24 protein-coding genes and 1 pseudogene are annotated in these 23,551 nt (G+C 59.6%); 14 read left to right on the plus strand and 11 right to left on the minus strand.

Annotation, left to right across the window (positions count from 1 at the left end; translation table 11 throughout):
- The first annotated feature begins 13 nt into the window (after positions 1 to 13).
- The 7 genes from CKW25_RS01550 to CKW25_RS01580 all read left to right on the plus strand — a co-directional run bounded on the left by CKW25_RS01550 (position 14) and on the right by CKW25_RS01580 (position 5,661).
- Positions 14 to 889 carry a MurR/RpiR family transcriptional regulator gene (locus CKW25_RS01550; RefSeq protein ID WP_095077255.1) on the plus strand — a complete coding sequence of 292 codons (876 nt, stop codon included), beginning with the start codon at positions 14 to 16 and terminating at the stop codon, positions 887 to 889.
- 13 nt (positions 890 to 902) lie between these two features.
- Positions 903 to 1,658: a transporter substrate-binding domain-containing protein gene (locus CKW25_RS01555; RefSeq protein ID WP_095077256.1), complete on the plus strand. Its 756-nt coding sequence runs from the start codon at positions 903 to 905 to the stop codon at positions 1,656 to 1,658.
- 111 nt (positions 1,659 to 1,769) lie between these two features.
- Positions 1,770 to 2,489: an ABC transporter permease gene (locus CKW25_RS01560; RefSeq protein WP_095077257.1), complete on the plus strand. Its 720-nt coding sequence runs from the start codon at positions 1,770 to 1,772 to the stop codon at positions 2,487 to 2,489.
- Entirely contained in the window at positions 2,486 to 3,196 is a 711-nt protein-coding gene (locus CKW25_RS01565) for an ABC transporter permease (protein ID WP_095077258.1), read from the plus strand. Before CKW25_RS01560 ends, CKW25_RS01565 begins: the two co-directional genes overlap by 4 nt.
- 51 nt (positions 3,197 to 3,247) lie before the next feature.
- The gene (locus tag CKW25_RS01570) at positions 3,248 to 4,489 is read left to right on the plus strand and encodes an FAD-binding oxidoreductase (RefSeq protein ID WP_095077259.1); all 1,242 of its coding nucleotides are present in this window, start codon (positions 3,248 to 3,250) and stop codon (positions 4,487 to 4,489) included.
- Between the two features lie 17 nt (positions 4,490 to 4,506).
- Entirely contained in the window at positions 4,507 to 5,295 is a 789-nt protein-coding gene (locus tag CKW25_RS01575) for an amino acid ABC transporter ATP-binding protein (RefSeq protein ID WP_305883197.1), read from the plus strand.
- Positions 5,296 to 5,340: 45 nt separating this feature from the next.
- Positions 5,341 to 5,661 carry an isochorismate lyase gene (locus CKW25_RS01580; protein ID WP_095077260.1) on the plus strand — a complete coding sequence of 107 codons (321 nt, stop codon included), beginning with the start codon at positions 5,341 to 5,343 and terminating at the stop codon, positions 5,659 to 5,661.
- Positions 5,662 to 5,799: 138 nt separating this feature from the next.
- Here CKW25_RS01580 and CKW25_RS01585 read toward each other — a convergent pair whose 3' ends face one another.
- The 3 genes from CKW25_RS01585 to CKW25_RS01595 all read right to left on the minus strand — a co-directional run bounded on the left by CKW25_RS01585 (position 5,800) and on the right by CKW25_RS01595 (position 7,925).
- Positions 5,800 to 6,939, minus strand: a complete 1,140-nt coding sequence (locus CKW25_RS01585) for a nickel/cobalt efflux protein RcnA (RefSeq protein ID WP_095077261.1) — start codon at positions 6,937 to 6,939, stop codon at positions 5,800 to 5,802.
- A gap of 8 nt (positions 6,940 to 6,947) precedes the next feature.
- Complete coding sequence (locus CKW25_RS01590; protein WP_095077262.1) at positions 6,948 to 7,223, minus strand: metal/formaldehyde-sensitive transcriptional repressor; 276 nt, start codon at positions 7,221 to 7,223, stop codon at positions 6,948 to 6,950.
- Between the two features lie 249 nt (positions 7,224 to 7,472).
- Complete coding sequence (locus CKW25_RS01595; RefSeq protein WP_095077263.1) at positions 7,473 to 7,925, minus strand: hypothetical protein; 453 nt, start codon at positions 7,923 to 7,925, stop codon at positions 7,473 to 7,475.
- A gap of 320 nt (positions 7,926 to 8,245) precedes the next feature.
- Here CKW25_RS01595 and CKW25_RS01600 point away from each other — a divergent pair, with 320 nt between their 5' ends.
- Positions 8,246 to 8,941, plus strand: coding sequence for a tRNA (adenine(22)-N(1))-methyltransferase TrmK (locus CKW25_RS01600; protein WP_305883198.1), 696 nt, complete (start codon positions 8,246 to 8,248; stop codon positions 8,939 to 8,941).
- Positions 8,942 to 9,104: 163 nt separating this feature from the next.
- Here the strand turns inward: CKW25_RS01600 and CKW25_RS01605 are convergent, their stop codons facing one another.
- Positions 9,105 to 10,160 carry an alpha/beta fold hydrolase gene (locus tag CKW25_RS01605; RefSeq protein WP_095077265.1) on the minus strand — a complete coding sequence of 352 codons (1,056 nt, stop codon included), beginning with the start codon at positions 10,158 to 10,160 and terminating at the stop codon, positions 9,105 to 9,107.
- Positions 10,161 to 10,630: 470 nt separating this feature from the next.
- On the minus strand, positions 10,631 to 12,019 hold the full coding sequence (locus CKW25_RS01610) for a DUF1254 domain-containing protein (RefSeq protein WP_371854550.1): 1,389 nt from the start codon (positions 12,017 to 12,019) through the stop codon (positions 10,631 to 10,633).
- A 545-nt stretch (positions 12,020 to 12,564) separates the two neighbouring features.
- Here CKW25_RS01610 and CKW25_RS01615 point away from each other — a divergent pair.
- The 3 genes from CKW25_RS01615 (at position 12,565) to CKW25_RS01625 (ending at position 16,014) form a co-directional block, all read left to right on the plus strand.
- Complete coding sequence (locus CKW25_RS01615) at positions 12,565 to 12,990, plus strand: DUF1810 domain-containing protein (RefSeq protein ID WP_095077267.1); 426 nt, start codon at positions 12,565 to 12,567, stop codon at positions 12,988 to 12,990.
- 250 nt (positions 12,991 to 13,240) lie between these two features.
- The gene (locus tag CKW25_RS01620) at positions 13,241 to 13,735 is read left to right on the plus strand and encodes a GrpB family protein (protein ID WP_095077268.1); all 495 of its coding nucleotides are present in this window, start codon (positions 13,241 to 13,243) and stop codon (positions 13,733 to 13,735) included.
- 554 nt (positions 13,736 to 14,289) lie between these two features.
- Positions 14,290 to 16,014, plus strand: coding sequence for a phospholipase D-like domain-containing protein (locus CKW25_RS01625; protein ID WP_095077269.1), 1,725 nt, complete (start codon positions 14,290 to 14,292; stop codon positions 16,012 to 16,014).
- Positions 16,015 to 16,299: 285 nt separating this feature from the next.
- Here CKW25_RS01625 and CKW25_RS26925 read toward each other — a convergent pair.
- Positions 16,300 to 17,090, minus strand: a pseudogene (locus CKW25_RS26925) (transposase); the annotation flags it as partial.
- A 390-nt stretch (positions 17,091 to 17,480) separates the two neighbouring features.
- Here CKW25_RS26925 and CKW25_RS01645 point away from each other — a divergent pair.
- Positions 17,481 to 18,221 carry a Mut7-C RNAse domain-containing protein gene (locus tag CKW25_RS01645; RefSeq protein ID WP_095077272.1) on the plus strand — a complete coding sequence of 247 codons (741 nt, stop codon included), beginning with the start codon at positions 17,481 to 17,483 and terminating at the stop codon, positions 18,219 to 18,221.
- Between the two features lie 162 nt (positions 18,222 to 18,383).
- On the opposite strand, the gene CKW25_RS01650 is transcribed toward CKW25_RS01645, so the two are convergent.
- The 3 genes from CKW25_RS01650 to yecR all read right to left on the minus strand — a co-directional run bounded on the left by CKW25_RS01650 (position 18,384) and on the right by yecR (position 20,571).
- Positions 18,384 to 18,776 (minus strand): GFA family protein, encoded by a 393-nt coding sequence (locus CKW25_RS01650; RefSeq protein ID WP_095077273.1) that lies wholly within the window; start codon positions 18,774 to 18,776, stop codon positions 18,384 to 18,386.
- Positions 18,777 to 18,830: 54 nt separating this feature from the next.
- Entirely contained in the window at positions 18,831 to 19,094 is a 264-nt protein-coding gene (locus CKW25_RS01655; protein ID WP_095077374.1) for a hypothetical protein, read from the minus strand.
- A gap of 820 nt (positions 19,095 to 19,914) precedes the next feature.
- Positions 19,915 to 20,571: a YecR family lipoprotein gene (yecR, locus tag CKW25_RS01665; RefSeq protein ID WP_256577900.1), complete on the minus strand. Its 657-nt coding sequence runs from the start codon at positions 20,569 to 20,571 to the stop codon at positions 19,915 to 19,917.
- Between the two features lie 213 nt (positions 20,572 to 20,784).
- Here yecR and CKW25_RS01670 point away from each other — a divergent pair, with 213 nt between their 5' ends.
- Complete coding sequence (locus CKW25_RS01670; RefSeq protein WP_095077275.1) at positions 20,785 to 21,171, plus strand: VOC family protein; 387 nt, start codon at positions 20,785 to 20,787, stop codon at positions 21,169 to 21,171.
- A 91-nt stretch (positions 21,172 to 21,262) separates the two neighbouring features.
- Here CKW25_RS01670 and CKW25_RS01675 read toward each other — a convergent pair whose 3' ends face one another.
- Complete coding sequence (locus CKW25_RS01675) at positions 21,263 to 22,072, minus strand: alpha/beta fold hydrolase (protein WP_095077276.1); 810 nt, start codon at positions 22,070 to 22,072, stop codon at positions 21,263 to 21,265.
- Between the two features lie 247 nt (positions 22,073 to 22,319).
- On the opposite strand from CKW25_RS01675, the gene CKW25_RS01680 reads away from it, so the two are divergent.
- Positions 22,320 to 22,982, plus strand: coding sequence for a glutathione S-transferase family protein (locus tag CKW25_RS01680; protein ID WP_095077376.1), 663 nt, complete (start codon positions 22,320 to 22,322; stop codon positions 22,980 to 22,982).
- Between the two features lie 12 nt (positions 22,983 to 22,994).
- On the opposite strand, the gene CKW25_RS01685 is transcribed toward CKW25_RS01680, so the two are convergent.
- Positions 22,995 to 23,534 (minus strand): hypothetical protein, encoded by a 540-nt coding sequence (locus CKW25_RS01685; RefSeq protein ID WP_095077277.1) that lies wholly within the window; start codon positions 23,532 to 23,534, stop codon positions 22,995 to 22,997.
- Positions 23,535 to 23,551: the final 17 nt, after the last annotated feature.

Consider the following 23,551-nt stretch of genomic DNA (forward strand, 5'->3'; position numbering starts at 1 on the left):
ACAGGAAACAGCCTTGAGCCAGCCGATCAAACAACGCCTTGAAAGCAGTCTGTCAACCGCCGCCGCCTCCGGTCGGGCGATTGCCAATTACATGCTGGCCAACCTCTATGAGCTGCCGTTCCAGACCGCTGCCGATATCGCCGCGAAGTTGAACGTCAGTGAATCCAGCGTCGGGCGTTTTTGTCGCTCCATCGGTTACAGCCATTTCAAAGACCTGAAAAACGACCTCAAGGCCGACCTGGGCGATGGCCCGTGGCTGGTTGGCGATCGTTTGCAGGAATTCCGCCAGCAGGCCAGTCAAGGCCCGCAAGGTTTACCCCGCAGCTTCGAGCTGGAAGTCGCGGCGCTGGTCAAGGTCTACGAATACAGCCTCACCCCGGCCTGGCACACCGTCAGCCAGCGCCTGGCCGCTCGGCGCAAAGTGTTCGTCGCCGGGTTCCAGACCGAGCGCGGCATCGCTGCCTCCATGGTGCATCTGCTGCAGTACCTGCGCGATGACGTGCACTGGGTCGACGGTGCCGCCGGGCATTACGCCGAAGTGCTGCTCAGCCCCCCCGAGGACAGTGTGCTGGTGGTGTTCGAAGCCCGCCGCTATTCGCGCCACGCCCTCACGCTGTGCCGCAAGGCCCGCGAGGCGGGAATCCCCGTGACCCTGATCACCGATACCTTTTGCGATTGGGCCGAGCAGAACGCCGACGAAGTGTTCCGTGTGCCCACCGAGTTCAACCTGTTCTGGGAATCGACGGCAGCGATGCTGTCGCTGGTACATCTGCTGGTCAACGACGTCTGCAAGCAGCTGGGCCCGGAAGTCGAAAAGCGTCTTGAAGCCATTGCGGTCCTACACAACGAGTTCGTTGGATACACATCGTCACCCAGCTCAAAACAATAAAACGAGGTGCTAGATGAAACACGTCATTCGCTTTGCCAGTGCATGTGCAATGGTCCTGGCCGGTGCAACCGGGGCGCAGGCTGAAGTACTGAAGATCGCCACCGAAGGGGCTTACCCGCCGTTCAACTACGTTGACTCGGACAACAAGCTGCACGGTTTCGATGTGGACATCGCCAACGCGCTGTGCGAACGCATGAACGTGCAGTGCAGCATCGTCGCCCAGGACTGGGAGGGGATTATCCCGGCACTGATGGCCAAGAAATACGATGCCGTCGTGGCCTCGATGATCGCCACGGATGAACGCAAGCAGAAAATCGATTTCACCCATCACTACTACCGCACTCCCCTGTCCGTGGCCGTGCCCAAGGACTCGCACATCACCGACGCCCAGACCAACTTCAAGGGCCTCACGGTCGGCGCCCAGGCATCCTCGACCCAAGCCATCTATGCCGAAGACCATTACGGCCCGGCGGGAGCCGACGTGAAGTTCTACCCGACCCTGGATGAAGCCAACAGCGACCTGGCTGCCGGCCGGGTCGACGGGGTGATTGCCGACAAGTTCCCGCTGCTGGCCTGGATCGACAGCGCCGGCAAGGACTGCTGCAAGATCATCGGTGATGTCAACGGCACCACCGCCGATGCGTCCATCGCGGTGCGCAAGGGTGACGACGCCCTGCGCGAGCGCTTCAACAAGGCGCTGGACGAAATTGTCGCCGACGGCACCTACAAGAAGATCTCCAGCCGCTACTTCGCCTTCGATATCTATTGACCCCCTGGCCCTCAGGCGAGCCTGAGGGTCGTTCCTTGCCGACATGTTGCACCGCTCCTTCCCCGGGGGCGGCGAGCACGTGCGAGCTTAATTGACCGAGAGGGTTCGAGCATGTTCGAAAACCTGTCACTGCTATCCTTCGCCAGCGGCGGCTGGGGTTCGGCCTTGCTGGCCGGCGCGCTGGTGACCATTGTCCTGGCCTTGAGCTGCCTGCCGATCGGCCTGCCGCTGGGCCTGGGCCTGGCGTTGGCCGCCCGCTCGCGACGACGCTGGCCGCGGGCCATGAGCACGGTTTTTTCCACCGTGTTCCGCGGGCTGCCCGAGTTGCTGACGCTGTTGATCATCTACTACGGCTGCCAGATCGGCGCACAGAAGCTGTTGGCCGCGATGGGCTACGAGGCCGAAGTTGCGATCAATCCTTTCGTCGCCGCGATGATCGCCTTCAGCCTGGTGTTCGCCGCGTTCTCCAGCCAGATCTGGCTGGGCGCCTTCAAGACCGTGCCCAAGGGCCAGTTCGAAGCCGCTGCCGCCCTTGGCCTGTCCCGGCGCACCACCTTTACCAAGGTGGTACTGCCACAACTGGTGCGCATTGCCCTGCCGGGCCTGTCGAATAACTGGCTGTCGCTGCTCAAGGACACCTCGCTGGTGTCGACCATCTCTCTGGTCGACCTGATGCGCCAGACCAACCTGGCGGTCAGCGTCACCAAGGAACCGATGCTGTTCTACACGGTGGCCTGCTTCGGCTACCTGTTTTTCTCGGCCATTTCCGGCCGGTTGTTCCAGTTCCTGGAGCAGTATTTCAGCCGCCATCAACGGAGCGTTCGCCCATGAGCTTCGATGAATTGCAGCACCTGTTCCTCAGCCCTGACTTGCTGGAGCGTTATGGTCCACGCTTCATCGATGGCCTGTTGGTGACGGCCAAGCTGGTGGCCATTTCCTTCACGCTCGGCGCCTTGCTCGGCCTGCTGATTGCCTTGGGGCGGTTGTCGAGCAACCGCTTTATCAACCGCTTTACCGGCGTCTATGTGTATTTCTTCCGCGGCTCGCCGCTGCTGGCCCAGCTGTTCATGCTCTATTACGGCCTGGGTTCGTTCAAAGGCTTCTGGCAGGACGTGGGCCTGTGGTGGTTCTTCCGTGACGCCTGGTTCTGCACGCTGCTGGCCTTCACCCTGAACACGGCGGCCTATCAGGCCGAGATTCTGCGCGGCAGCATCCTGGCCGTGGCCCAGGGCCAGCGCGAAGCCTCGAAAGCCCTCAGCCTGTCGCGCTGGACCACCTTTCGCAAAATCATCCTGCCGCAATCCCTGTTGGTGGCGATCGGTCCGCTGGGCAATGAACTGATCCTGATGATCAAGGCCAGCGCCATTGCCTCGCTGGTGACCATCTACGACTTGATGGGGGTGACCAAGCTGGCCTTCTCGCGCAGTTTCGACTTCCAGATCTACCTCTGGGCCGCCGTGCTCTACCTGCTGATCGTGGAAGTGGTGAGGCGCAGCTTGAAAGCGCTGGAGGGCCGCCTCGGCCGTCACCTGCAGTAAACCGGTTTTTTCTCGGGCTGCCGTGGGCGCCCCTGCATCAAGGATCTATCCATGCATTGCGAAACCATCGTTCTGGGCGCCGGGATTGTCGGCGTCAGTACCGCACTCCAGTTACAGGCCCGTGGCCGCAAGGTCGTACTGATCGACCGCCAACAGCCGGGCAACGGCACCAGCCACGGCAACGCCGGGCTGATCGAGCGCGCCAGCGTGATTCCCTATGCGTTCCCGCGCCAGCTCTCGAGCCTGGTGCGCTACGCCCTCAACCAGCAGTCGGACGTGCGCTACAGCCTGAAACACCTGCCCAAGGCCGGTCCGTGGTTGCTGCAATACTGGCGGCACTCCGGGGCCAAAGGCTTGGCCGCCGCGACCCGGGCCATGCTGCCATTGGTGGAGCGCTGCGTCAGCGAACATGACCTGCTCTCGGCACCGGCCGGCATGGACAAGTTGATCCAGGCCAGTGGTTGGGTCGAGGCCTACAGCGCGCAACCGGCATTTGCCAAGGCCCAACGCGATGCCGCCGCGCTCAAGGACTATGGCCTGAATTATGAAGTGCTCGACCGGGACCAGGTGCATGCCCGTCAACCGGGCTTGCACAGCAGCGTGGTCGGCGGCATTCACTGGCTGGACCCCAAGACCGTCAGCGATCCGGGCGGCCTGACCCGTGGTTATGCCAAACTGTTCGTCAAGCGCGGCGGCGTGTTCGTGCTTGGCGACGCCCTCTCCCTGCGCCAGCGCGTCGGTAAATGGGAAGTGCAGAGCGAACAGGGCCTGGTGATTGCCGACGAAGCCGTCGTGGCCCTCGGCCCGCAAGCCCGGGGCATCTTCGAACCCTTGGGGTATGACATTCCGCTGGCGATCAAGCGCGGCTACCACATGCACTATGCCGCCCTGCCTGGCACCCGCTTGCAACAGCCGCTGCTCGACCCCGTGGGCGGTTATGTCCTGGCACCGATGGTGGGGGGCATTCGCCTGACCACGGGTATCGAGTTCGCCGACAGCGAAGACCCGATCAACGAAATCCAGTTGCGTCGCTGCGAAGATCTGGCGCGCGCCTTCTACCCGCTGGGCGAACGCCTGGACGCCGAGCCCTGGCTGGGTCGCCGCCCGTGCCTGCCGGACATGTGCCCGGTGATCGGCCCGGCACCGCGGCACAAGGGTCTGTGGTTCAACTTCGGGCATGCCCACCATGGCCTGACCCTCGGCCCGGTCTGCGGCCGCTTGCTGGCCGAGTTGATGACCGGCGCCATGCCCTTTACCGACCCTGCCCCGTACAGCGCCGAGCGCTTCCACTGATTGCCGGAGACCAGACCATGAACGCCCTCTCTGCCCTTGTAGATACGCCGCTCGCCGCTCGCCCCGACACCCGTAAAGTGGTGGTCGATATCGCCGGTCTGAACAAGTTCTATGGCGCATTCCATGTGTTGCACAACATTGACCTGAACGTTCGCGAAGGCGAACGCATCGTGCTCTGCGGGCCTTCCGGCTCCGGGAAGTCGACACTGATCCGCTGCATCAACCGGCTGGAAGTCGCCGAAAAAGGTCGCATCCTGGTCAACGACACCGACTTGTCCCAGACCACCCGCGAGGCCGCCAAGGTTCGTAGCGAAGTGGGCATGGTATTCCAGCATTTCAATCTGTTCCCGCACATGAGCGTGCTCGACAACTGCACCCTGGCCCCGATCTCGGTGCGCGGCCTGAGCCGCAAGAAGGCCGAGGAACTGGCCCAGCACTTCCTGCAAAAAGTCGGCATTGCCAGCCAGGCCGAGAAGTACCCCAGCCAGCTCTCGGGCGGCCAGCAACAGCGCGTGGCCATCGCCCGGGCGTTATGCATGGAACCGAAAATCATGCTGTTCGACGAACCCACCTCGGCGCTCGACCCGGAGATGGTCAGCGAAGTGCTGGATGTGATGGTGAAGCTGGCAGGCAGCGGCATGACCATGCTGTGCGTCACCCACGAGATGGGCTTTGCCCGGCAAGTGGCCGAGCGCGTGCTGTTTCTCGACGGCGGCCAGATCATCGAGGACGCCCCGCCCCAGGACTTCTTCAGTGCCCCGAAAAGCGCACGGGCCAAGGCGTTTCTTGCGCAGATCGTACACTGAGGCGGCGAAGGCTCACGATCTTTTTCAGCAAAGGAAGTCACCTGCATGGACGTCATCAATCAGTTGCAACCCGCAGAGTGTGCGGGCATGGAGGACATCCGACGCGAAATCGATGCCCTTGACCAGGTCGTTATCCAGTTGTTGGGCAAGCGTTTTCACTACGTGCTGGCGGCCTCGAAGTTCAAGACCTCGGCGACCTCGGTGCGTGCTCCGGAGCGTTTCAAGGTCATGCTGGCGACGCGTCGCGAGTGGGCCGAGGCCGAGGGCCTGAGCCCGGACGCCATCGAGAAGATGTACCGCGACCTGGTGAACCACTTCATTGACGAAGAGATGAAACACTGGGCGATTCATCAATCCGCAACATGACCTGGGTGTCCGGACTGTATGCGTTGGGTCGACTGCGGCCAATCCTGTGTGTCCGTTTTCGGCCTGAAGCACAGGAGAGGTGATCAATGACGCTGGAGTGCATTGGATGCCGGGCCTGACTAGAAGTGCCCACCCCCCCTATACATTCAAGCCAATCCAGCCGTGAATGCCAACGTAGAGACCGACGCCGATGATCAGTGCGCTGGACAGGTAAGGTGCGCGACGCGCGACGGTGCCCAACCACGGCCAGCGGTTGGACGCTTGCCGGGCGCCAATGGCTGCCGCCACACCGACCGATACCAGGGTGAGCGCCAAGCCAATGCTGAAGCACAAGACGAGCACGCCCCCCAAGGCGACTTCCTTGACCTGAAGACACAGCAGCAGGACCGTGATGGCCGCGGGGCAAGGAATCAGCCCTCCCGTCAATCCGAACACGATGATCTGGCCAGTGGTCACGTCACGGTGGGTGAAGCGCTTGCGGATATCATTGGCATGGGCACGTTCATGGGCATCCTGGTAACCGTCGATCGACAACTCCAGCCCTTCCCGCTCGGAATGCGAGTGCCCGTGATCATGCTCCTGGTACTCCAGGTCGTAGTCATGGGAGTGCCCGGCATGTCCAAGACTCAAGCGAACGCTGAACTCGTGAGGTTCGGCAATGGCGGTCGTCGATTCCAGGAAACCTTCACGCTCGACAAATGCGAACGCTTGCGTACTGCCGTCTGCACGGGTCGTCAGCAAGCGGACATCTGCAGCGCCCCAGGCATGCCCGCTCAATGCTGCAAGGCGCCAGCGGGGTGGCATGCCGGTTTCGAAGATCGAAAGCTCGACACGGCCATGGCCGGTATCGACACGATGGGTTTCATCAGGGTGACCGTGGTCGTGCTCGTGCTCGTGGTGGTGATCGGCACCTTGCTCGAACTTGAACATCCGTTCGCCACGCCAGGTACGCCACAACATCCAGAGCGCAATCAGAATGATCAGTGCAGAGGACGCGAGCTGGAAGTAAGGCTCCGTGGTCTGGGCATCCAGGCCTTGTCCCAGGTACATGCCACCGATGGCGACCAACCACACCACCGCCGTATGCGAAAGCGTTGCCGCCAGGCCCAACAACACCGCTTGTTTGACCGAGCCACGAATGGCCACGATGAAAGCCGCCATCATGGTCTTCGAATGCCCGGGCTCAAGCCCGTGCAATGCCCCCAGCACTATCGCGCTGGGAAAATAGAGCCACGCATGGGCGCCGCCCTGCTGAAGCAGTTCTGCAAAATTTGGCATCGCAGGGCCTATTTCGAGTAACGGCGGATGGCTTCGAGTAGTTCAGCGACGCCTTTGGCCCGCTCCTCGTCGCTCAGTTCAGGGTTGGCGACATGTGCGTGTGCGTGAGCCTCGATGATCTCATCCATCAGACCGTTCATTGCCCCGCGTGTTGCCGCTACGAGATGCAGTGTCTTGGCGCAATCGGCATCTGACTCCAGCGCTCGTTCGATTGCCTGGACCTGGCCAGCGATGCGCCGCACACGTTTCAACAAATCATCTTTTTGCCCATGAATATGCGACATACCATACCCCCCCTACCTATAATGGAGAGCATGGTCACCCAGATCCAAGGTATTCGCAACCCTTGCGTGCCTGTACTTCGCAAGAGTGCGTTGCCTCTGGCTTCATCGATACAGCCTGGGCTCTAGACAGGGTCATAGGCCTGCCTTTGGTCGATTCCTGCCGGTCCGTTTGCCCTGTACAGGGTCCAGTTTGACCTGCATTGAAGGCTGGCCAGCGCCAACCTGCGGGGCGGGTCGAAATGGCCCGGGCTATTTCATCGAGCTTTCCTGCCGGATATCCCCGCAAAAAATATCGACGCTGCCGCTTTCCGGTGCCGTTCGCACGAGGATGGAGTACTCACCGGAAAGCAGGACTGGCAGATCGACAGGTGCGGTTCTAGAGAACGTCCAGCCGCGTATGGGTTGGGGTTCGGTGTTGACCTGGTCATTCATTGCGTAGGCGACTGGTCCGGGTTGCTGGCAACTGCCTTTATTGATGAAGGTGTAGAGGCGCAACGGCAGCGAGACTCCGCTTGGAGCGCCACTGATGAAAAAATTGAGTCCCGTCTGCTTGTCCCAGCTGGCCAACGTTACATTGCCGATCTGACCGGTGTTCTGCCGGGTGGCAACCAAAGGAACGGACACGCCATGGTCCGATGAAGTGGTGCAGCCGAAGAGGCTTGCGGTGACCATGAGCGCTGCAAGTGAATGCCTGAGTGTCATTGCCAAACTCCTGGGTTGAAAAACTGCAATGGGAGATTAGCGGGTATAGCTCATCAATTGACTTTCTGGCGTTGCCGGCACCCGGTTTTCTTCGCCTGGAAAGCGATTTCGGACCCTTTACAAACGGTTGCTCCTGGCCCGGCGCACGTCTTGCGCCAGAGCCTCCATGGCATCCCGGGATTGCGCCTCTACGCGAGCGGTAGGTACGGGTCGAGCCATGGCCCTTGTCGCATTAAGTTGAAATGCACGGCATTGCTCGACAGAATCTCGCCCCGATCCGGCCAAAGGCGCCGGACGCTCGTGGTGAAAAGGGGCTGCAGTTGAACGAACAGACATTGTCCATGCGCCTGGAGCGCGTGGCGGCACATGTGCCAGCAGGTGCGCGCCTGGCCGATATCGGCTCGGATCACGGCTACCTGCCGGTGGCGTTGATGCGCCGTGGCGCCATCGCGGCGGCGGTGGCCGGCGAGGTGGCATTGACGCCGTTCCGCGCGGCCGAACGCACCGTGCGGGAGAACGACCTGGACCTGCAGATCACGGTGCGCCTGGCCAACGGCCTGGCGGCGATCATGCCGGGAGACGGGATCACGGCGATCAGCATCTGCGGCATGGGCGGGGAGACGATCCGCGACATCCTCGACAGCGGCAAGGCGCGCCTGAGCGGCCAGGAGCGCCTGGTCCTGCAGCCCAACGGCGGCGAGCAGCCACTGCGCCAATGGCTGATGGACAATGGCTACCGCATCCTCTGCGAGGAAGTGCTGCGGGAAAACCGCTTCGACTACGAAATCATCGTCGCCGAGCGCGCCGGGCCGGTGATGTACACCGCCGAGGAGCTGTACTTCGGCCCGCTGCAGATGCAGGCACGCAGCCCGGCGTTCCTGGTCAAGTGGCAGCGCAAGCTGCGCCAGAAGCAGCAAACCCTGGCCCACTTCGCCCAAGCGCGGCAGGCCGTGCCCGAGGAGAAGGTGCAGGACATCGCCCGGCAGGCCCGGTGGATCACCGAGCTACTGGCTTGAGCCCGCCCAAGACGAAGCGAGGGCGCGTTTGAATCGCCCTCACATTCGTAGACACATCTGGATAAGCGCTTCTGGCCCAGAGTGTGTAAAAACCCATGCGCCGTTTTGACGTCTGCGTTGTTACGTAAAATCTGCAGGTGCTTGGGTAATCAGTACTATCAGTTTACAAACTGTCTTTTTTGTCGCCAGGTGATTGCGCCAGAAACTCGGTTATCAGTGATGTAATTTGCTGCTGAATCAACCCACGAGCGCGACCGTTATCGCCATCCCTGCAAATGATGCCATCGCCTGGTACGTCTTCTTCGAGCATTACCTGCGCACCAGGTTTGCACATCGACATGAAGCTGAAATGGCTTGCGTCGCTGATCTCGACGTAATGGCTTGACGCCGCAGGCAAGCGTTTGGCCAGGTTGGCAGACTCCAACTCAGCGGGAAGGTCGCGCGACGGTACGCCGGCAGCGATCACCAGAGCTGGTACCGGCAGCGCGGCCAGGCTTTCATTGGTTAGGCCCCGTGAAAGGCCCAGGTCCAATGTAACCACAGCAGTGACGCGTTTATCGCGCCAATCGGCGGCCAGCGCGGCCTTTGATTCTGAGGTGCTTGCGGGGTTTATCAGTCCGTAAACGGTGCAACCGGATAACTGCGGGTGGGCTTTGCAGTCATGGGCGAAGAGGTCTGGATCGAAACGAGCACCGGCGATCTCCAGGGCGGTCAAGCCGCCGAGTGAATGGCCCACTACTGCAATTCGGTCATTGGCGACCAGGCCAAATTTTTCAGGTTGAGTCGTGACACTATCAATGGCTCGGCGCAGATCAACGGGCCGCTGCCATAACTGCGCAGCTGCGTGAGGGCTGCGGTCATGGGTCGTGGTGCCAGGGTGATTGATTGCGGCGACGATGTAACCCTTATGGGCCAAAGAACTGGCAAGCCAGATCTGATTGCTCCAGTTACCCCTGTATCCGTGGGATAGCACCACCAATGGATGTTCGCCGGCAGATGGCGGCGCGTTACGAACGGCAGAAGCACCGACAAACACCGCATTATCGGCGATCAGTTGCGTGGCTGCGGTAGTTGCACTCGGGTACCAGACAACCATCTCCAGTGCGCGGTCATTGTGCAAATCCGGCAGTGTGGAAGATTGGAAACCGACGGGGTTCTCGTCAGCAAATGCGGTAGTCGTCAGCCAAGCCAACAACAGGGCGCCGAAAGCTATTTTCAATGTCGTTTCTTCCTTGATTAGACAAGTGCATAGCACCTGACCCCGCCGTAAAGCGCATCCAACTTCCTACAGAGTCGAAATTAATGTGGTTGCATATAAGCACGGACATTAAAGCCCAGATTCGAACCGCCGCGCATAATTTTCATCGTTAACGCTATTCGCGGTCTTGGCGAGAAGGCTGACGTCCGCTTTTGGCCGAGGGTGTGTAAAAACGTTTTTGAGCGCAACAGGTACTCAACACTGGACTGGACATCGCGCTTCTACGCGAAATCCACATCTGCCTGACGTGCCGATAAATTTCAGATTTAACGTAGACGCGCACACTTCAATTTTGGCGAAGCGTTTTTACACACTCCGGGCCGGTTGCTGCCGGTCACCAAAGGCGACCATCGACCCGTAGGTCTCGATGAAACCAGAAGGTTCAGCGGCGGCGCACCCGTGCCGTCCGCTGCAACCGGGGCGTTAGCGGGTCACGTGACCTTGACGATCTGCGGTGGACTCCACGTTCCTTTGCCGGGAGGCAGGATGGAAGGCGATACCGTCCTCGGCCAATAGAGGCGCATCACCAGGTAGATCAGGTCATTCGGTGCGGGCAACCAGTTGCTTTCCTTGTCCACGCCGGGTGAATCCTTCTGGATGTACAGCGTGAGCGAGCCGTCCGGATTCTTCTTCATGTTGGACAGCATCGGCGAGTTGATGAGGTAGCGATCGAGCGGATTCTTGATCAGCAGTTGCGTCTTGCCGTCGTACAGGGTCACCGACCAGAAGGCATTGACCGGCGGGAGCTGTCCAGCGGGAAAGGTGATGGTGTAGTTGTGCTTGCTGCCGTCAAGCGGCTTGCCATCGGCCAGGGTCTTGGCCATCGGATACGTGGCCTCTTCGGCGTCGTTGGCGTAGATGCCCGCTTGCGCGATGGCGGCACGCTTCAGCCAATCGCCCTTGTAGAAGGCGGCGTCACCGCCGGCCCCCACAATGTTCCAACCATTGACCTGCGTGCCGAGATGATTGGCCGCATCCCGGACCTTCGCATGCCCAGCCTGCATACCCTCAACCACTGCGGCCTGTTGTTCGGCGGGGAGTTCCTGGAAGTTGAAGTCCTTGCCGGCGCCAATGCCGATACGGGCCAGCTTCGCGCGGATCGCCACTTCATCCGGTGTGGCCGGGGCAAACTGCAACGCAAAGCCCAGATACTTGAAGAAGTCGGTCTTCACGAGGTCCTTGTCGATCTTCGGAAAGTCGATCGTTGGCGTGGCAGGCGGCGCGGGCTGCTTGAGAAAAGCCGATAGCGGCTGGGCCGCGTAGCCGGACTGGATCTTTTCGACGTTCGGCATGTCCGCCGGGTTGTAGAGCTGGGTGCGAAAGATCACGAAAGGGAGTTGCGTGCGGGAACGAAACACCTTCTTGATTCCCGGCGGGGTCACGCCCTTCCAATCGGGGCCGACCACCATGTAATCGCCGGCTTCGCTGCCGGTGGCTCGGCTGCCGATGTAACCGAAGTTGTAGGTATTGCCATCGACGAGCTGCAACGAGTAGTAACGCTGTTTCTCCACCGCTGGCACCGAGAGCACGATCGGCTCGCTGCGTAGGTCCATGAACAGCATGGAGTACGGCGTGTCGCTGTTCGGCGAAACAACCGCCGTGTCCTGATAAGTAGCGACATGGTGCAGGCTATGGATCTGGTTGAACGGAGCCTTGTATTGGCTGGAGTGCTTGTCGACGGCGTAGTCGTACATGATCGCATAGTTCATCACGATGGGCAGGCCGTAGATGTACCCCTCCTGCGCGATGGCCTTCGTTTCGGCAGGAGTGGTGTCCGCGGCATGGGCGAGCGTGAATGCAAAGGGCGCGAGCAATACCATTGCACAGCCAAGTGCTCTCGGTAGTGTGATCATCATGAACCTGAATCTCCATTCTTTGAATTAGATGAGTGAGTCGGTCAGCTAACTACTAATCAGGCGATAGACAATGTCGCGTTGCTCATGACTTGATAGCTCATAACGCTCCTTGTCCTTCTGTAGGCTTTTGTTTTGCCTGAAGTTGTTCACGGTGAACGCAACACTGCTCGAGGAGGAACACGACGGATGGCAAGATCAGGCTGCTCGGTCAGTATATGCAGCAAATAAAAAAACGCTGCCGACATGACTGCAACTTGCACTCTCACTCCTGGATGACAGCGAGCTTTCGTGCCGCTAAGCGTGGCTAGCGGATGGCTGTTCCTGGCCGATTGCAGTCAGTCACGAGGAGCCGCCATGAGGCGAACGCAGCCGTCTGCGCCAGTTGCTTTCGATGAAACTACTGCCTTCGCCGACGCGTCATACCCTTACAGGCTGGATCATTCGGCGTGACTGGGCGCGACAGTGTGTTCGGTCCGGCCGCGATGCCCGCCAACTCAGGGAGTACAAGCATGCACGACCCCTTCAACCTTCTTCGTTTCGTCGACGCCCAGCACCCGGTGTTTTCCCATGCCCTGGAAGAGTTGCGTGCCGGGCACAAGACCCGTCACTGGATGTGGTTCATCTTCCCGCAACTGCAGGGCCTCGGGCAGAGCGAGACATCCAGACGCTATGCCATCTCGGGTGCCGACGAAGCCCGGGCCTATCTGCAGCATGATGTGCTGGGGCCACGGCTGGAGGAATGCGTCAGCACCCTCCTCCAACACAGGGACAAGAGTCCACGGCAGATCCTAGGTCACCCTGACGACCTGAAGTTGCGCTCCTGCCTCACGCTGTTCGCCAGCGTCCAGCCTGAACAGCCCTTGTTCCAGCAGGCCCTTGATCAGTTTTTTGCCGGCGAGCCAGACCCCAGGACCCTGCTCCTTCTTGGGGAATGATCTCGACGTGAGCTACGTTGCGAGCAGCACGCTGAACCTCTTCGAGGCCGTGATCGACTGGCTTGGGTCAATGCATCCAGCGGGTGCATCAGCGGTCAAGCTCCAGGTCTCCCACCTCTAGTAGCTGCTCCGCCCAGGGAGCGCTAACATTCCAGCTTCGCATGGAGGCTGCCTGGCAGCGTCTTGAGCGCGCATGCACAGTCCTGGAATCACCCTATTGCCAAGCCTGCGGATACAAGGAAGAAACACCATGGCGCTTACTAGCAGAATTCCCCCCTATGACAGTCGATGGCCCTCGCTCTTTCTTGGCGCCAAAGAGCAGATCGCGAAAGCGTTTGGCACTGAGCCAGTTACCATCCACCATGTCGGCAGCACCGCCGTTCCCGGGCTCGCCGCCAAGCCGGAGATCGACCTCCTGGTCGAAGTTTCGGAGCATCGACACGAGTCCTCCCGAGACGATGTCATGCGTGAACTAGGGTACGCACGAGGAAGCAATCTGTCGGCAGGGCACCATTTTTATCGTCGGGATGTGGATGGCATTCGAACCCATAAAGTCCACGTCTGTATCGCCGGCCACGGTCAAATCGAAAGAATGCTCCGTTTTCGTGACCGGCTCAGGAGCGACCCTGTGATGCGCCAACAGTATCAAGACTTGAAACTTGAACTGGAAGCAACCAACACCGGTGGCATAGGTGAATACCTGGCACAAAAGGCCCCCTTCATCGACGCATTGCTGTTCAGTTAAGGATACGGTTGCTCAATACATCCCCCCGTGGCGAGCGAGCTTGCTCCCGCTGGGCTGCAGAGCAGCCCCAAAAACTATCGTCGAGCTCGTTCTGAACGACCGCAGTCGCTTTGTTGGGTGCCCTTCGCGCACCAGCGCGAGCAAGCTCGCTCGCCACGGGTCTCTCATCCGCTTCAAGCCTTTCTTAACTGAACAGTATTACCCTTCATCGGCGGGCTTATGGGCGATGGCCTGGACCTCCGATGATTGCTTCGGGCGCCCCCCGTCACGACCGACTGTGACCGGCCAATCGCAAACGGTAGTGTCGGGGCCAAGGCCCTGGCCTCTGCCCTCTTGTCGCCGAATTCGGGCGCGATGACCGCGCCATCAAGGGTCTTGCTAATCGGCACCTTGGGACCGGCATTCATACTAACCTGGTGCACCTATTGGGTCGGTCTGCACAGACTTTCGCAGTACCCTGGCCTCCAACAGCTACACTTTTGATCGCCTTCAGCTCAATCATCAGACAGCGCAAGACCGGGAACCCACCGCCATCGTTTCAAAAGGAATGAAACATGTCCGAAGAATTCCAGATTGTCGCAGGGAACGCCAACGCACCCTTCACCTTGAAGCTTCACCGCGGCGATGGCATGACTCTCCTCGCCATGAACTGGAGGGCAGCACAACCACCCCGCGACTTCGTTGGTTTCGCCCTTGAGTACAAAGAGCCCGATGGCGACCGTTACTGGGTGATCAAGAACCGCATCAGCTTGCCGAACCCCGACGGCAGTGTGAACAAGGCGCGAACCTCCAGCCGTCTCGCTCCCATTCAGAAGTTCCGCTGGGTTCACTTTCCCCTGAACGCTGAAAAGAAAGGCACGTTCACCTACCGGGTTACGCCGGTGTTCATGAGCCCTTCCGGTGAGCTCAGCTACGGAGAGGCGCAGGAGGCAGGCATTGCCCTGGCACGTGAAACCTATCCCGGAAAACTGAACGTCACCTTCACTCGAGGCTTCGTCTCCTCACAGGCTTTCGTTGACCGCTACGTCACCGACACAGACGGCATGCAAACCCTTATCCCCGCCACCGCCAACGAAGGCCTGGCGTTCGAGCCCACTCACCCTGAGGCCAAAGAAGCGCTTGAATGGATGGGCTTCGAGGCGCGCAGCGCAATTCTCGAAGTGCTCGACGCCGCAATCGCCGACAAGACAGCGCTCGTGCGTGTGATTTGCTTTGATCTCAACGACCCCGCCATCGTCTCTCGCCTCAAAAAACTCGAGAAGCGGTTGCGCGTCATTATCGACAACAGCAAGGCCCACAAGCCCGCAACTTCCGCCGAATCACAAGCGGCCGATCTCCTCGCCACGACCGCTGGAGCTGACCAGGTCAAACGCCAGCACATGAGTGACCTCCAGCACAACAAGACCATCGTGGTCGATGGCGAACACTTCAAGGCAGCTGTCTGCGGCTCCACGAACTTCACGTGGCGTGGCCAATTCATACAGTCCAACAACGCCATCGTCGTGTACGGAGAACGTGCCATCCAGCCGTTCATCAATGCGTTTGAGCACTACTGGACGCATGACTCTGTCAGAGGTTTCGGGCCAACGGATTCGACCGGCTGGCAAAGCCTTCAGCTCGAGGACATAGACGCCCAAGTCACCTTTTCGCCGCATTCCAGCAATGAGGGCGTACTGCAGGCTGTCGCGGATGACATACGGGGCGCGCAATCCTCGGTCTTCTATTCATTGGCGTTCCTGAACCTGACAGACGGCGCCGTGACCGATGCAATCAAAATGGTGACCCAGAAGCCGGGCATCTTCGTTTATGGCATTTCCGACAAGAAAACTGCTGGCCTGGACGTGCAACTCCCCGACGGCAAGATCGCGCCCGTGTATGTGGCCAACCTCAGCGCCAACCTCCCCGAGCCTTTCAAAAGCGAACCCACGGGTCAAGGGGCCAACGGCCTGGGCTCGCGCATGCACCACAAGTTTGTCGTCATCGATTTCGACAAGCCTACGGCCCGCGTTTACACGGGGTCCTACAACTTTTCCAAGCCTGCTGACAACGAGAATGGCGAGAACCTTCTCCTCATCAAAGACCGTCGCATCGCGGTGTCCTACATGATCCAAGCCCTGACCCTCTTTGACCACTATCACTTCCGCGTACGCCAGGCCCAAGCCGACGCGTCCAACGCCCCCATTCAATTGAAAAAAGCCCCTACGACCGGGCAGGAACCCTGGTGGCATGACGACTACAGCGACCGCCGAAAGATACTTGACCGTGAACTGTTCGCATGACGACCAGGAAACTGGCAGCAAGGTGACTTGCGGCCGAGCCTCGCCTTCAATGAGTCGCTTCATGATCACCCCCGATACGATCTCGACGATCAGAAGGTTAGACAATCACTGGCGTGTTCACGCAGCCTGGACCCATAGCTGCCGGATCTGTAGGAGCGGGCTTGCCCCGCGATCCAGGTGGCACGGACCGAATGCAGCAACCGCAGCGAGGGCATCGCGGGACAAGCCCGCTCCTACAAGGTTGCTGCAAGCCCCGGAGAAAATAGATCTGTCCCCTTATTGCTGCAGGGCGAATGTCACGCTCAGTTTGGCGCCGTCCTCGCAACGGAACTCAAAGCCGTCCGAGCACCAACGTGTATCGCTGATTTCCACCGCAATTCGGCCTTCGTGCCGACGCGGCACACCGGGCTGTTTGATCCGGCGCTCAAGCAGCAAGTTGTGATCACGCATGACCCGGTAAACCCGCTTCACGTTGATCGCGGGCAGCAAATGGGTTTCACGGGCACGACGCAGCAATCCCCAGACACGACGGTAGCCATAGCTGGGCAGTTCGCTGACCTGTTGCTGGATTTCGGCCACCAACTCAGCGTCGTTCACAGGCCTGCTTCGCCGTACTTTGGGCGATACCGATTGCTTGATTCGAACCGTTAATTGCGAGCGCGCCACACCGAGACATTCGCTGACCAGCTTCACTGGTCGTCCCCCGGCAACAAGGGTGAGTGCGCAATCCATTTTCGCGACCGGGCGATCTCCACGGCCTCTTTGAGGATTTCTGCTTCCATCGTCTTCTTGCCCAGCATCCGTTGCAGTTCACGGATCTGCTTGAGTGCATCGCTCAGCTCAGAGGCCGGCACCACGGCTTCACCGGCACTGACCGCCGACAGGCTGCCGTCCTGATACAGCTTGCGCCACAGGAACAACTGGTTGGCATTGATGCCGTTGCGCCGAGCGACGACCGACACACTTTGTCCTGGCTCAAGGCTCTCGCGAACCATGGCCAGCTTTTGCTCCGGGCTCCAGCGGCGCCGCCGCTCCTGGCCCAAAAGCTCCTCTCTCTTATCGTTGCTGTTAGTCATAAACATAACCGTTTGCCTATCCCTTATCGTAAGGGGGAAACGGTGTCCTGTCTTTCATGGGGCTCGTTCAGCCATGACCTCGGCGCGAAAACACTGGATTTAACATCCAATCCAGATCGTGAATCTGCCCATCGTTTATACGAGGGGGCAGGATTCTCGGTGCGCACAACAAAGGTCTACCGACATATCAAATGACTAATGGATAGTCCTTCAATGCATGGTGATCATGTGTGCAGGAGCATCCTGAATGGCTGCTTTGGGTTGTGGATTCAACCGGTCGATGCAACAGATTGGCTAAATCTTTCAGCGGGTGTTTCGTAGTGTGGGGCCTGCCGGAGAAGATGTCCGGGCTGGACTCGCTCATCCTGCAGCCCTGCCATACTGTTCAGCATGACCAGTGCAACCTTCCGCTTCTACGAGGAGCTCAACGATTTCCTGCCGGCTGAACGGCGGCGGCAGTCTTTCACCTGCAAGTGCGCGCGAGGGGCGACGGTCAAGCACATGATCGAGGCGCTCGGAGTACCGCACACCGAGGTCGAGCTGGTGCTGCTCAATGGCGAGTCGGTGGGCTTCGAGCGGGTGATCTTCGACGGTGACCGGCTGGCGGTGTATCCAAAGTTCGAAGCGCTGGACATCAGCCCGCTGCTAAAGGTTCGTACGCAACCGTTACGGGTGCTGCGCTTCGTTGCTGACGCGCACCTTGGCGGGCTGGCCAGCCTGCTGCGCATGAGCGGCTTCGACACCCTCTACGACAATGGCTTCGAGGATGGCGAGATCGCCGGGATCGCTGCGCAGCAAGGACGCATCGTGCTGACCCGCGACCGCGAACTGCTCAAGCGGCGGATCATCAGCCACGGCTGTTACGTGCATGCCCTGAAACCGTCGCTGCAGCTGCGCGAATTGTACGAGCGCCTCGACCTGGCGCGTAGCGCGCGGCCATTCAGCCTGTGCCTTCATTGCAACCTGCCGCTGCACGAGATCAGCCCGGAACTGGCCCGGCCGCTGGTGCCGCCACGCGTTGGCGCGCTCTATTCGCGCTTCCTGCGCTGCGACGCCTGCCAACGGATTTACTGGGAGGGTTCGCACTGGCGCGGCATGTGTGCACTGCTGGCACCTCTGCTGGACCGATAGCCGAGCGCGGCCCCGGCCGTTCCTCGCCTGTTTTCGCCGTGCCTGATCGCCGCCAGGCCGTGGGCCAGGCACACAGTGATCCGCTGGTGTTGGCTGTTCTCGCGCACGGTGCGTTAGGCCGAGCGAAACGGCGCATCAACGCCATCGCACCGTTCGTGCCACCTACTCCTCAAGGCGACTCGTGGCGTCACGATCGCGCTCGTATCGCCTCGTGAGCGGAAACGGTGGCAACCAGGACTCGCGACGGACGATCCAGCTTTCGTAGGTTGGCACCAGTTGATCGGGGGCATCCAGGGATCCCAGGTTCACTTCGACTTCGTCGGCGGTACGCGCGAAAACGGACGAGCCGCAGCGGGGACAGAAAAACCGCCCGACGTAGTCGCGTGTTTCGCCTTCGATCGTCACCGCATCCTGAGGGAACACCGCAGAGGCGTGAAAAAGCGCCCCATGATGCTTGCGGCAGTCGAGACAGTGACAAAGGCCAACCCGGTATGGGCGTCCCGACGCCACAATCCGCACGTTGCCACACAGGCAACCGCCCGTGAATCGGTCCATGCTGCGTCTCCTCTTGGAACAACCACAGGGGGTCTAGAGGGATTGATCCAACGATCAGTATTTGATGTCACGAGCCGTGCGGCGCGTATCCTGCTTGGTTCTGCGCTTGTCCTGACGACATTGTGCATTGCTCTTTTCATTGTCCGCTCGGCAGTCATATTTTGTCTGCCTTGCCGTGGAGCGCCCTTCCTGCCTCGTATCCCGGGCTTCGCGCCGTTGCTCACCCTGCTCGGTCGCGTACGCCGGTACCGACACCCACTGCATGCCAGCGGCGATGGCCAGGGTCGCCAGGGCCATCAAGTAGTGCTTGCGAATCATGGTCTTCCTCCAATTCAGGAACACTCGATCACTTCGGTGCCCAATCATCAGCCACACCAGGCTCCAGACCGTTCACTCACCGAGGATGTGCTGAGGATATATGCCTCATATCGTTCGCTCACAGCCCACAAAACCTCCGCGCGGTACATGAAATTCGACGATACGACTACCTGGGCAGCCCCGCAAGGGCTGTGAACTTCTCCGGTGCACCGACCGATTGAGTCCACCGTTGAAAGCCGCCCTTCATGACGGCAATGCTGTTCAGTCAAGAAACGCTTGAAGCGAGCGGGAGACCCGTGGCGAGCGAGCTTGCTCGCGCTGGTGCGCAAAGCGCACCCAACAAAACGATTGCGGTCTTTCAGAACGAACTCGACGATAGATGTTGGGGCTGCTGTGCAGCCCTGCGCGAGCAAGCCACGGGGGATGTATTAAGCAACCTTATCCTTGACTGAGCAGCATTGCCCTTCATGACTGGCCGTCAGCCGTCATCCGCGATGGACGCAAGGAGTCGACCGACGGCATCCAGCACCACCTCGGGAGCTTCGCGATGGGGACATGCTGGCAATTGTCCAGAACAAGGTGATTGGCTAGTGAGTGCCTGGAAGCAGGAACATCTGCCTATGTGATGGCTCCGGGCCCAATCTTTAGTCACTTGCTTGTAAAGCGAACACTGACAGAGGGCGGGCTGATACCGTGGAATGAAGATGAATTCCGTGAAGTGACAGCGCAGCGTTGCGAGTGAAGACCTGGCTCAGTTTCACACCAACTCTCAAGGAGCTTCAGAGAAATTGAGCCGCGACGACGAACAACGTCGGCCTGACTACTCAGCCATGATTGCTTGATATTGCTTCTGGTACTCGGCATAGGGAAGGTTTTGATCCATCAATGTTTTCACGCGCGCTTCCTTGTACTGAACAGGAGTCAGCATTCCAACCGGAGCCGAGGTGGGCGTAGACACGGAAGTCTGGTTAGCTGGCGTGATGTTTCCGATACATTGATATTTGACAATCATCTGGCCAGCGGTGCAGTTACCCCAGCCATCGCGGGCTTGGCAGTTCTGGGTTTGCCCACCAAAGGACTCGGCGCGGTTGTAACCCCAAACCGCACACTTGCTGTTCGCAATTGACTCAGCTTGTTTATAGTCAACGACCGGTGTCTCAAAGGGTTTGAAGTCGTAAGCCATGTCGATCGAGCCATCCGCCCGGCTTCCGCCGGTTGCGTAGAAGTCTTTACGGCTGGAGCAACCTGTTATCACCACAGCCAGCATGACCAGAAGCAGTAGCTTATCCATGGACGAAATCCCTTTGAGGTACAAGCCGCACAATAATGGCAATACGCCATCACCCTTATCTACAATAACGATTATTGAATAGGCAAGCAATTGAAATAGGGAGGGTAGCATTCCGTCAAAAGCAGCCATTACGGAACGACAGGCTGATTGTTCACTCGAGCGTTCGCAAGCTTTGAGAATAGCCATGAAAATTCGATTGACGAAAGCAAAAGGCTGGTTGTTTTTGAAGCACGTCCGTCTTGACGTGGCTTATTACTTCAGCGTCCTCTCTGGCTGCCAAGTTAACCTGACAATCCATCCTGTGCACCTCGATAGTAAACACACGCGACATCGCAGGCTACGCTGATGGCAAAACGGCGATCGGCGGCAGGTTGCGCATCAACATGTGAGGAGAGAACGATGAAGATTGTTGTAACGAGTGTACTCGTTGACGACCAGGCGAAAGCCTTGGCCTTCTACCGGGACGTACTCGGTTTCGAGCTCAAGCATGACATTGCCATGGGCGAGCATCGCTGGCTTACGCTCACTTCGCCCGGCGATCCCCACGGGGTTGAGTTGCTACTCGAACCTGACGTTCACCCGGCGGCGAGGCCGTTCAAATCAGCGATCAAACAGGACGGGATACCGTACACGTCCTTCGGGGTCGACGATGTGCATGCGGAGTATGCGCGGCTTTGCGTCGTCGGTGTCCGTTTCACACAGCCTCCGACGGCCATGGGACCGGTCACTACCGCTGTATTCGACGACACGTGCGGCAACCTCATCCAGATCTCCCAGCAGGGTTGAACGACGGGAACTGGTCGATTTCTGAGGCTATCGAGCGTCAGTCATGGCTTGATGCTGCCGATCACGACCGGCAGAAAACGGGCAGCCGCCATCATTCATCCGCGATGGACGCAAGGAGTCGACCGACGGCATCCAGCACCACCTCGGGAGCTTCGCGATGGGGGACATGCTGACAATTGTCCAGAATCAGGACATCCCCGGGTGCCGTCGCCAGCCCGGCGATGCGCACGGGATGCACAGTGGAACCGTATTCGTCGTGCTCGCCATGCAGCGCAAGCAGTGGGCAATCAATGGCATCGATTGCGCTTTCAAGCGTCCAGTCGCTGAAGGCTTCCGACAGCCAGGTCTCGGTCCAGGCCGACAGCACCCAGTGCGCTTTGTCGCCATGGTATTTTTCAAGACGCGCCATCTGCCCTGGTTCTGCAAATTGCGCCTTGGCAACCCGAATGCCATGCAGCGTACGTTCTTCGACAAACGCCTGGGCCGCGATGGTGATCAACGCGACGCAGCTTTGCGGGTACAGGGCGGCGCAATGTGCTGCCATCGCGCCGCCAACGCTATGGCCCAGGGCGATGAACCGGTCCAGTTGCAACTCGCTCCTGAGAATCGCGAAGAAACGCTCAGCTTCATCGCGAATGAAATGCAGCGGCAAGTCTCCCGGATAGGCATCGGACTCCCCGAAGCCGAGCCGGTCGTAGGCAATCACCTCATGCCCCGTGGCCTGACAGAGCCGCTGTGGAAAGTCTCGCCACAACTGGACGCATCCAAGGGAGTCATGAAACAGCACGATCGGCGGTTTTACCCGGCTACGCGCCACGTCCAGCGGCAACCAGCGTCGCGCAAACAGCCGCCCGTGAGGTGTATCGATCCAGACTGTTTCGGCATTGATGAACGATGGCATTAAGGTCCTCGGCTGACCGCTCAGGGGCATTGGATAGCGAAGCGTACCCGTGGCGAGTCTACCGACCAGAACGGCAGGAAAAATCGGCAACCGGGAAGAGACAACGCCTGTCGAGACGCAACATTGCCACACTCCCCGTCAACTCGTCCCGCTGGATGACCTCGCACATCCGCAGACTCCAGCGGATAATGCCGTGGTGTCCGTGATTGCCAGTCGTGCTACCCGCACGTTCGCCGAGGATCCGAAGATGCCGCTGACCCTGTACTTCCACCCGCTGGCGTCGTTCTGCCACAAAGTGCTGATTGCGCTCTACGAACACGGCATCGAATTCGAAAGGAAGATCATCGATCTCGCCAACGATGCCGACAGAGCCGAGCTTCAGGCTCTATGGCCAATCGGCAAATTCCCGGTCATCCGCGATCACGCCCGGCAGCGCGATGTGCCGGAGTCAAGCGTCATCATCGAGTATCTGGACCGATTTCATGCAGGCCCACACCACCTGCTCCCCGGCGATTGGGATACCGCGCTGGAGGTCCGGCTGTGGGACCGTTTTTTTGACCACTACATCCAGGAGCCGATGCAACAGATCGTCGCCGATCGCCTGCGCGGCTCTGCCGGCGACATGACGGGCGCGCGGGCCACACTGATGACCGCGTACGGCATGCTCGACCGCCAAATGGCATCCCGAACCTGGGTGGCCAGCCCGGACTTCAGCATGGCCGATTGCGCCGCGGCCCCGGCACTGTTCTATGCCAGCACCCTCCTGCCGTTTCCCGACGGTTATCGGCACTTGAGCGCCTATTTCGACAGGCTGACGCAACGACCGTCATTCCAGCGGGTGATCGACGAAGCCAGGCCCTACTTTTGCCACTATCCGTTTGCCGACGCCATCCCTGAGCGGTTTCGCTAGCAACCGGGCAATTCAGCCGGAGAACACATAGCGTCCCTTGACCTTTTTGGGTGCAAGAAACGCCAGGTCCGGAAACAGCTTCTGGCGCACGTAGCAGACGAAAACCAGCATCCCGATACTGATCGCCAGGCCGACGTACGTTGAGACAGTGCCTGAAGCCAGCCCCTCCAACTGCCTCGGCGAAAATCCCAGCGATAGAACGATGTAGGCGTTATAAGCACCCGCCAGGTGATTGTAGAACCCCCAGGCAAACAACAGCGGGATCAGCGCGCTCAGGCCGCCAATGATCCACCCGGCGTTAGGCCCGATGCCTGAACCCACGGCAAAACCGATCAGCAGCGCCAAGGTGGCCTGGATAAACATGAGTGTAATCACGGTATTGACCTTGCGGTCATGCATATCGCAGAGATAGGGGTCTGGATTTGAAGCGATCAAATAAGCAAGCAGCCGGTCCTTGACCCCTTGCCCTGAAAGCTGAGTGAACACCTCCGACTTGGGGACTCCGGACGACAGCAGCTCCTTTACTTTGGCTTTAGCTTGTTTTTTGTTCATATCGAGTGACGACTCCG

It is taken from the genome of Pseudomonas sp. Irchel s3h17, from assembly GCF_900187505.1.
GTDB lineage: Bacteria > Pseudomonadota > Gammaproteobacteria > Pseudomonadales > Pseudomonadaceae > Aquipseudomonas.

Excerpts from the sequence above, each read along its gene's own strand:
- CKW25_RS01555 (WP_095077256.1), top strand. The coding sequence starts at position 903 with ATGAAACACGTCATTCGCTTTGCCAGTGCATGTGCAATGGTCCTGGCC.
- CKW25_RS01560 (WP_095077257.1), top strand. The coding sequence starts at position 1,770 with ATGTTCGAAAACCTGTCACTGCTATCCTTCGCCAGCGGCGGCTGGGGT.
- CKW25_RS01565 (WP_095077258.1), top strand. The coding sequence starts at position 2,486 with ATGAGCTTCGATGAATTGCAGCACCTGTTCCTCAGCCCTGACTTGCTG.
- CKW25_RS01570 (WP_095077259.1), top strand. The coding sequence starts at position 3,248 with ATGCATTGCGAAACCATCGTTCTGGGCGCCGGGATTGTCGGCGTCAGT.
- CKW25_RS01575 (WP_305883197.1), top strand. The coding sequence starts at position 4,507 with ATGAACGCCCTCTCTGCCCTTGTAGATACGCCGCTCGCCGCTCGCCCC.
- CKW25_RS01580 (WP_095077260.1), top strand. The coding sequence starts at position 5,341 with ATGGACGTCATCAATCAGTTGCAACCCGCAGAGTGTGCGGGCATGGAG.
- CKW25_RS01585 (WP_095077261.1), bottom strand. The coding sequence starts at position 6,939 with ATGCCAAATTTTGCAGAACTGCTTCAGCAGGGCGGCGCCCATGCGTGG.
- CKW25_RS01590 (WP_095077262.1), bottom strand. The coding sequence starts at position 7,223 with ATGTCGCATATTCATGGGCAAAAAGATGATTTGTTGAAACGTGTGCGG.
- CKW25_RS01595 (WP_095077263.1), bottom strand. The coding sequence starts at position 7,925 with ATGACACTCAGGCATTCACTTGCAGCGCTCATGGTCACCGCAAGCCTC.
- CKW25_RS01610 (WP_371854550.1), bottom strand. The coding sequence starts at position 12,019 with ATGGTATTGCTCGCGCCCTTTGCATTCACGCTCGCCCATGCCGCGGAC.
- CKW25_RS01615 (WP_095077267.1), top strand. The coding sequence starts at position 12,565 with ATGCACGACCCCTTCAACCTTCTTCGTTTCGTCGACGCCCAGCACCCG.
- CKW25_RS01620 (WP_095077268.1), top strand. The coding sequence starts at position 13,241 with ATGGCGCTTACTAGCAGAATTCCCCCCTATGACAGTCGATGGCCCTCG.
- CKW25_RS01625 (WP_095077269.1), top strand. The coding sequence starts at position 14,290 with ATGTCCGAAGAATTCCAGATTGTCGCAGGGAACGCCAACGCACCCTTC.
- CKW25_RS01645 (WP_095077272.1), top strand. The coding sequence starts at position 17,481 with ATGACCAGTGCAACCTTCCGCTTCTACGAGGAGCTCAACGATTTCCTG.
- CKW25_RS01650 (WP_095077273.1), bottom strand. The coding sequence starts at position 18,776 with ATGGACCGATTCACGGGCGGTTGCCTGTGTGGCAACGTGCGGATTGTG.
- CKW25_RS01655 (WP_095077374.1), bottom strand. The coding sequence starts at position 19,094 with ATGATTCGCAAGCACTACTTGATGGCCCTGGCGACCCTGGCCATCGCC.
- yecR (WP_256577900.1), bottom strand. The coding sequence starts at position 20,571 with ATGGCTATTCTCAAAGCTTGCGAACGCTCGAGTGAACAATCAGCCTGT.
- CKW25_RS01670 (WP_095077275.1), top strand. The coding sequence starts at position 20,785 with ATGAAGATTGTTGTAACGAGTGTACTCGTTGACGACCAGGCGAAAGCC.
- CKW25_RS01675 (WP_095077276.1), bottom strand. The coding sequence starts at position 22,072 with ATGCCATCGTTCATCAATGCCGAAACAGTCTGGATCGATACACCTCAC.
- CKW25_RS01680 (WP_095077376.1), top strand. The coding sequence starts at position 22,320 with ATGCCGCTGACCCTGTACTTCCACCCGCTGGCGTCGTTCTGCCACAAA.
- CKW25_RS01685 (WP_095077277.1), bottom strand. The coding sequence starts at position 23,534 with ATGAACAAAAAACAAGCTAAAGCCAAAGTAAAGGAGCTGCTGTCGTCC.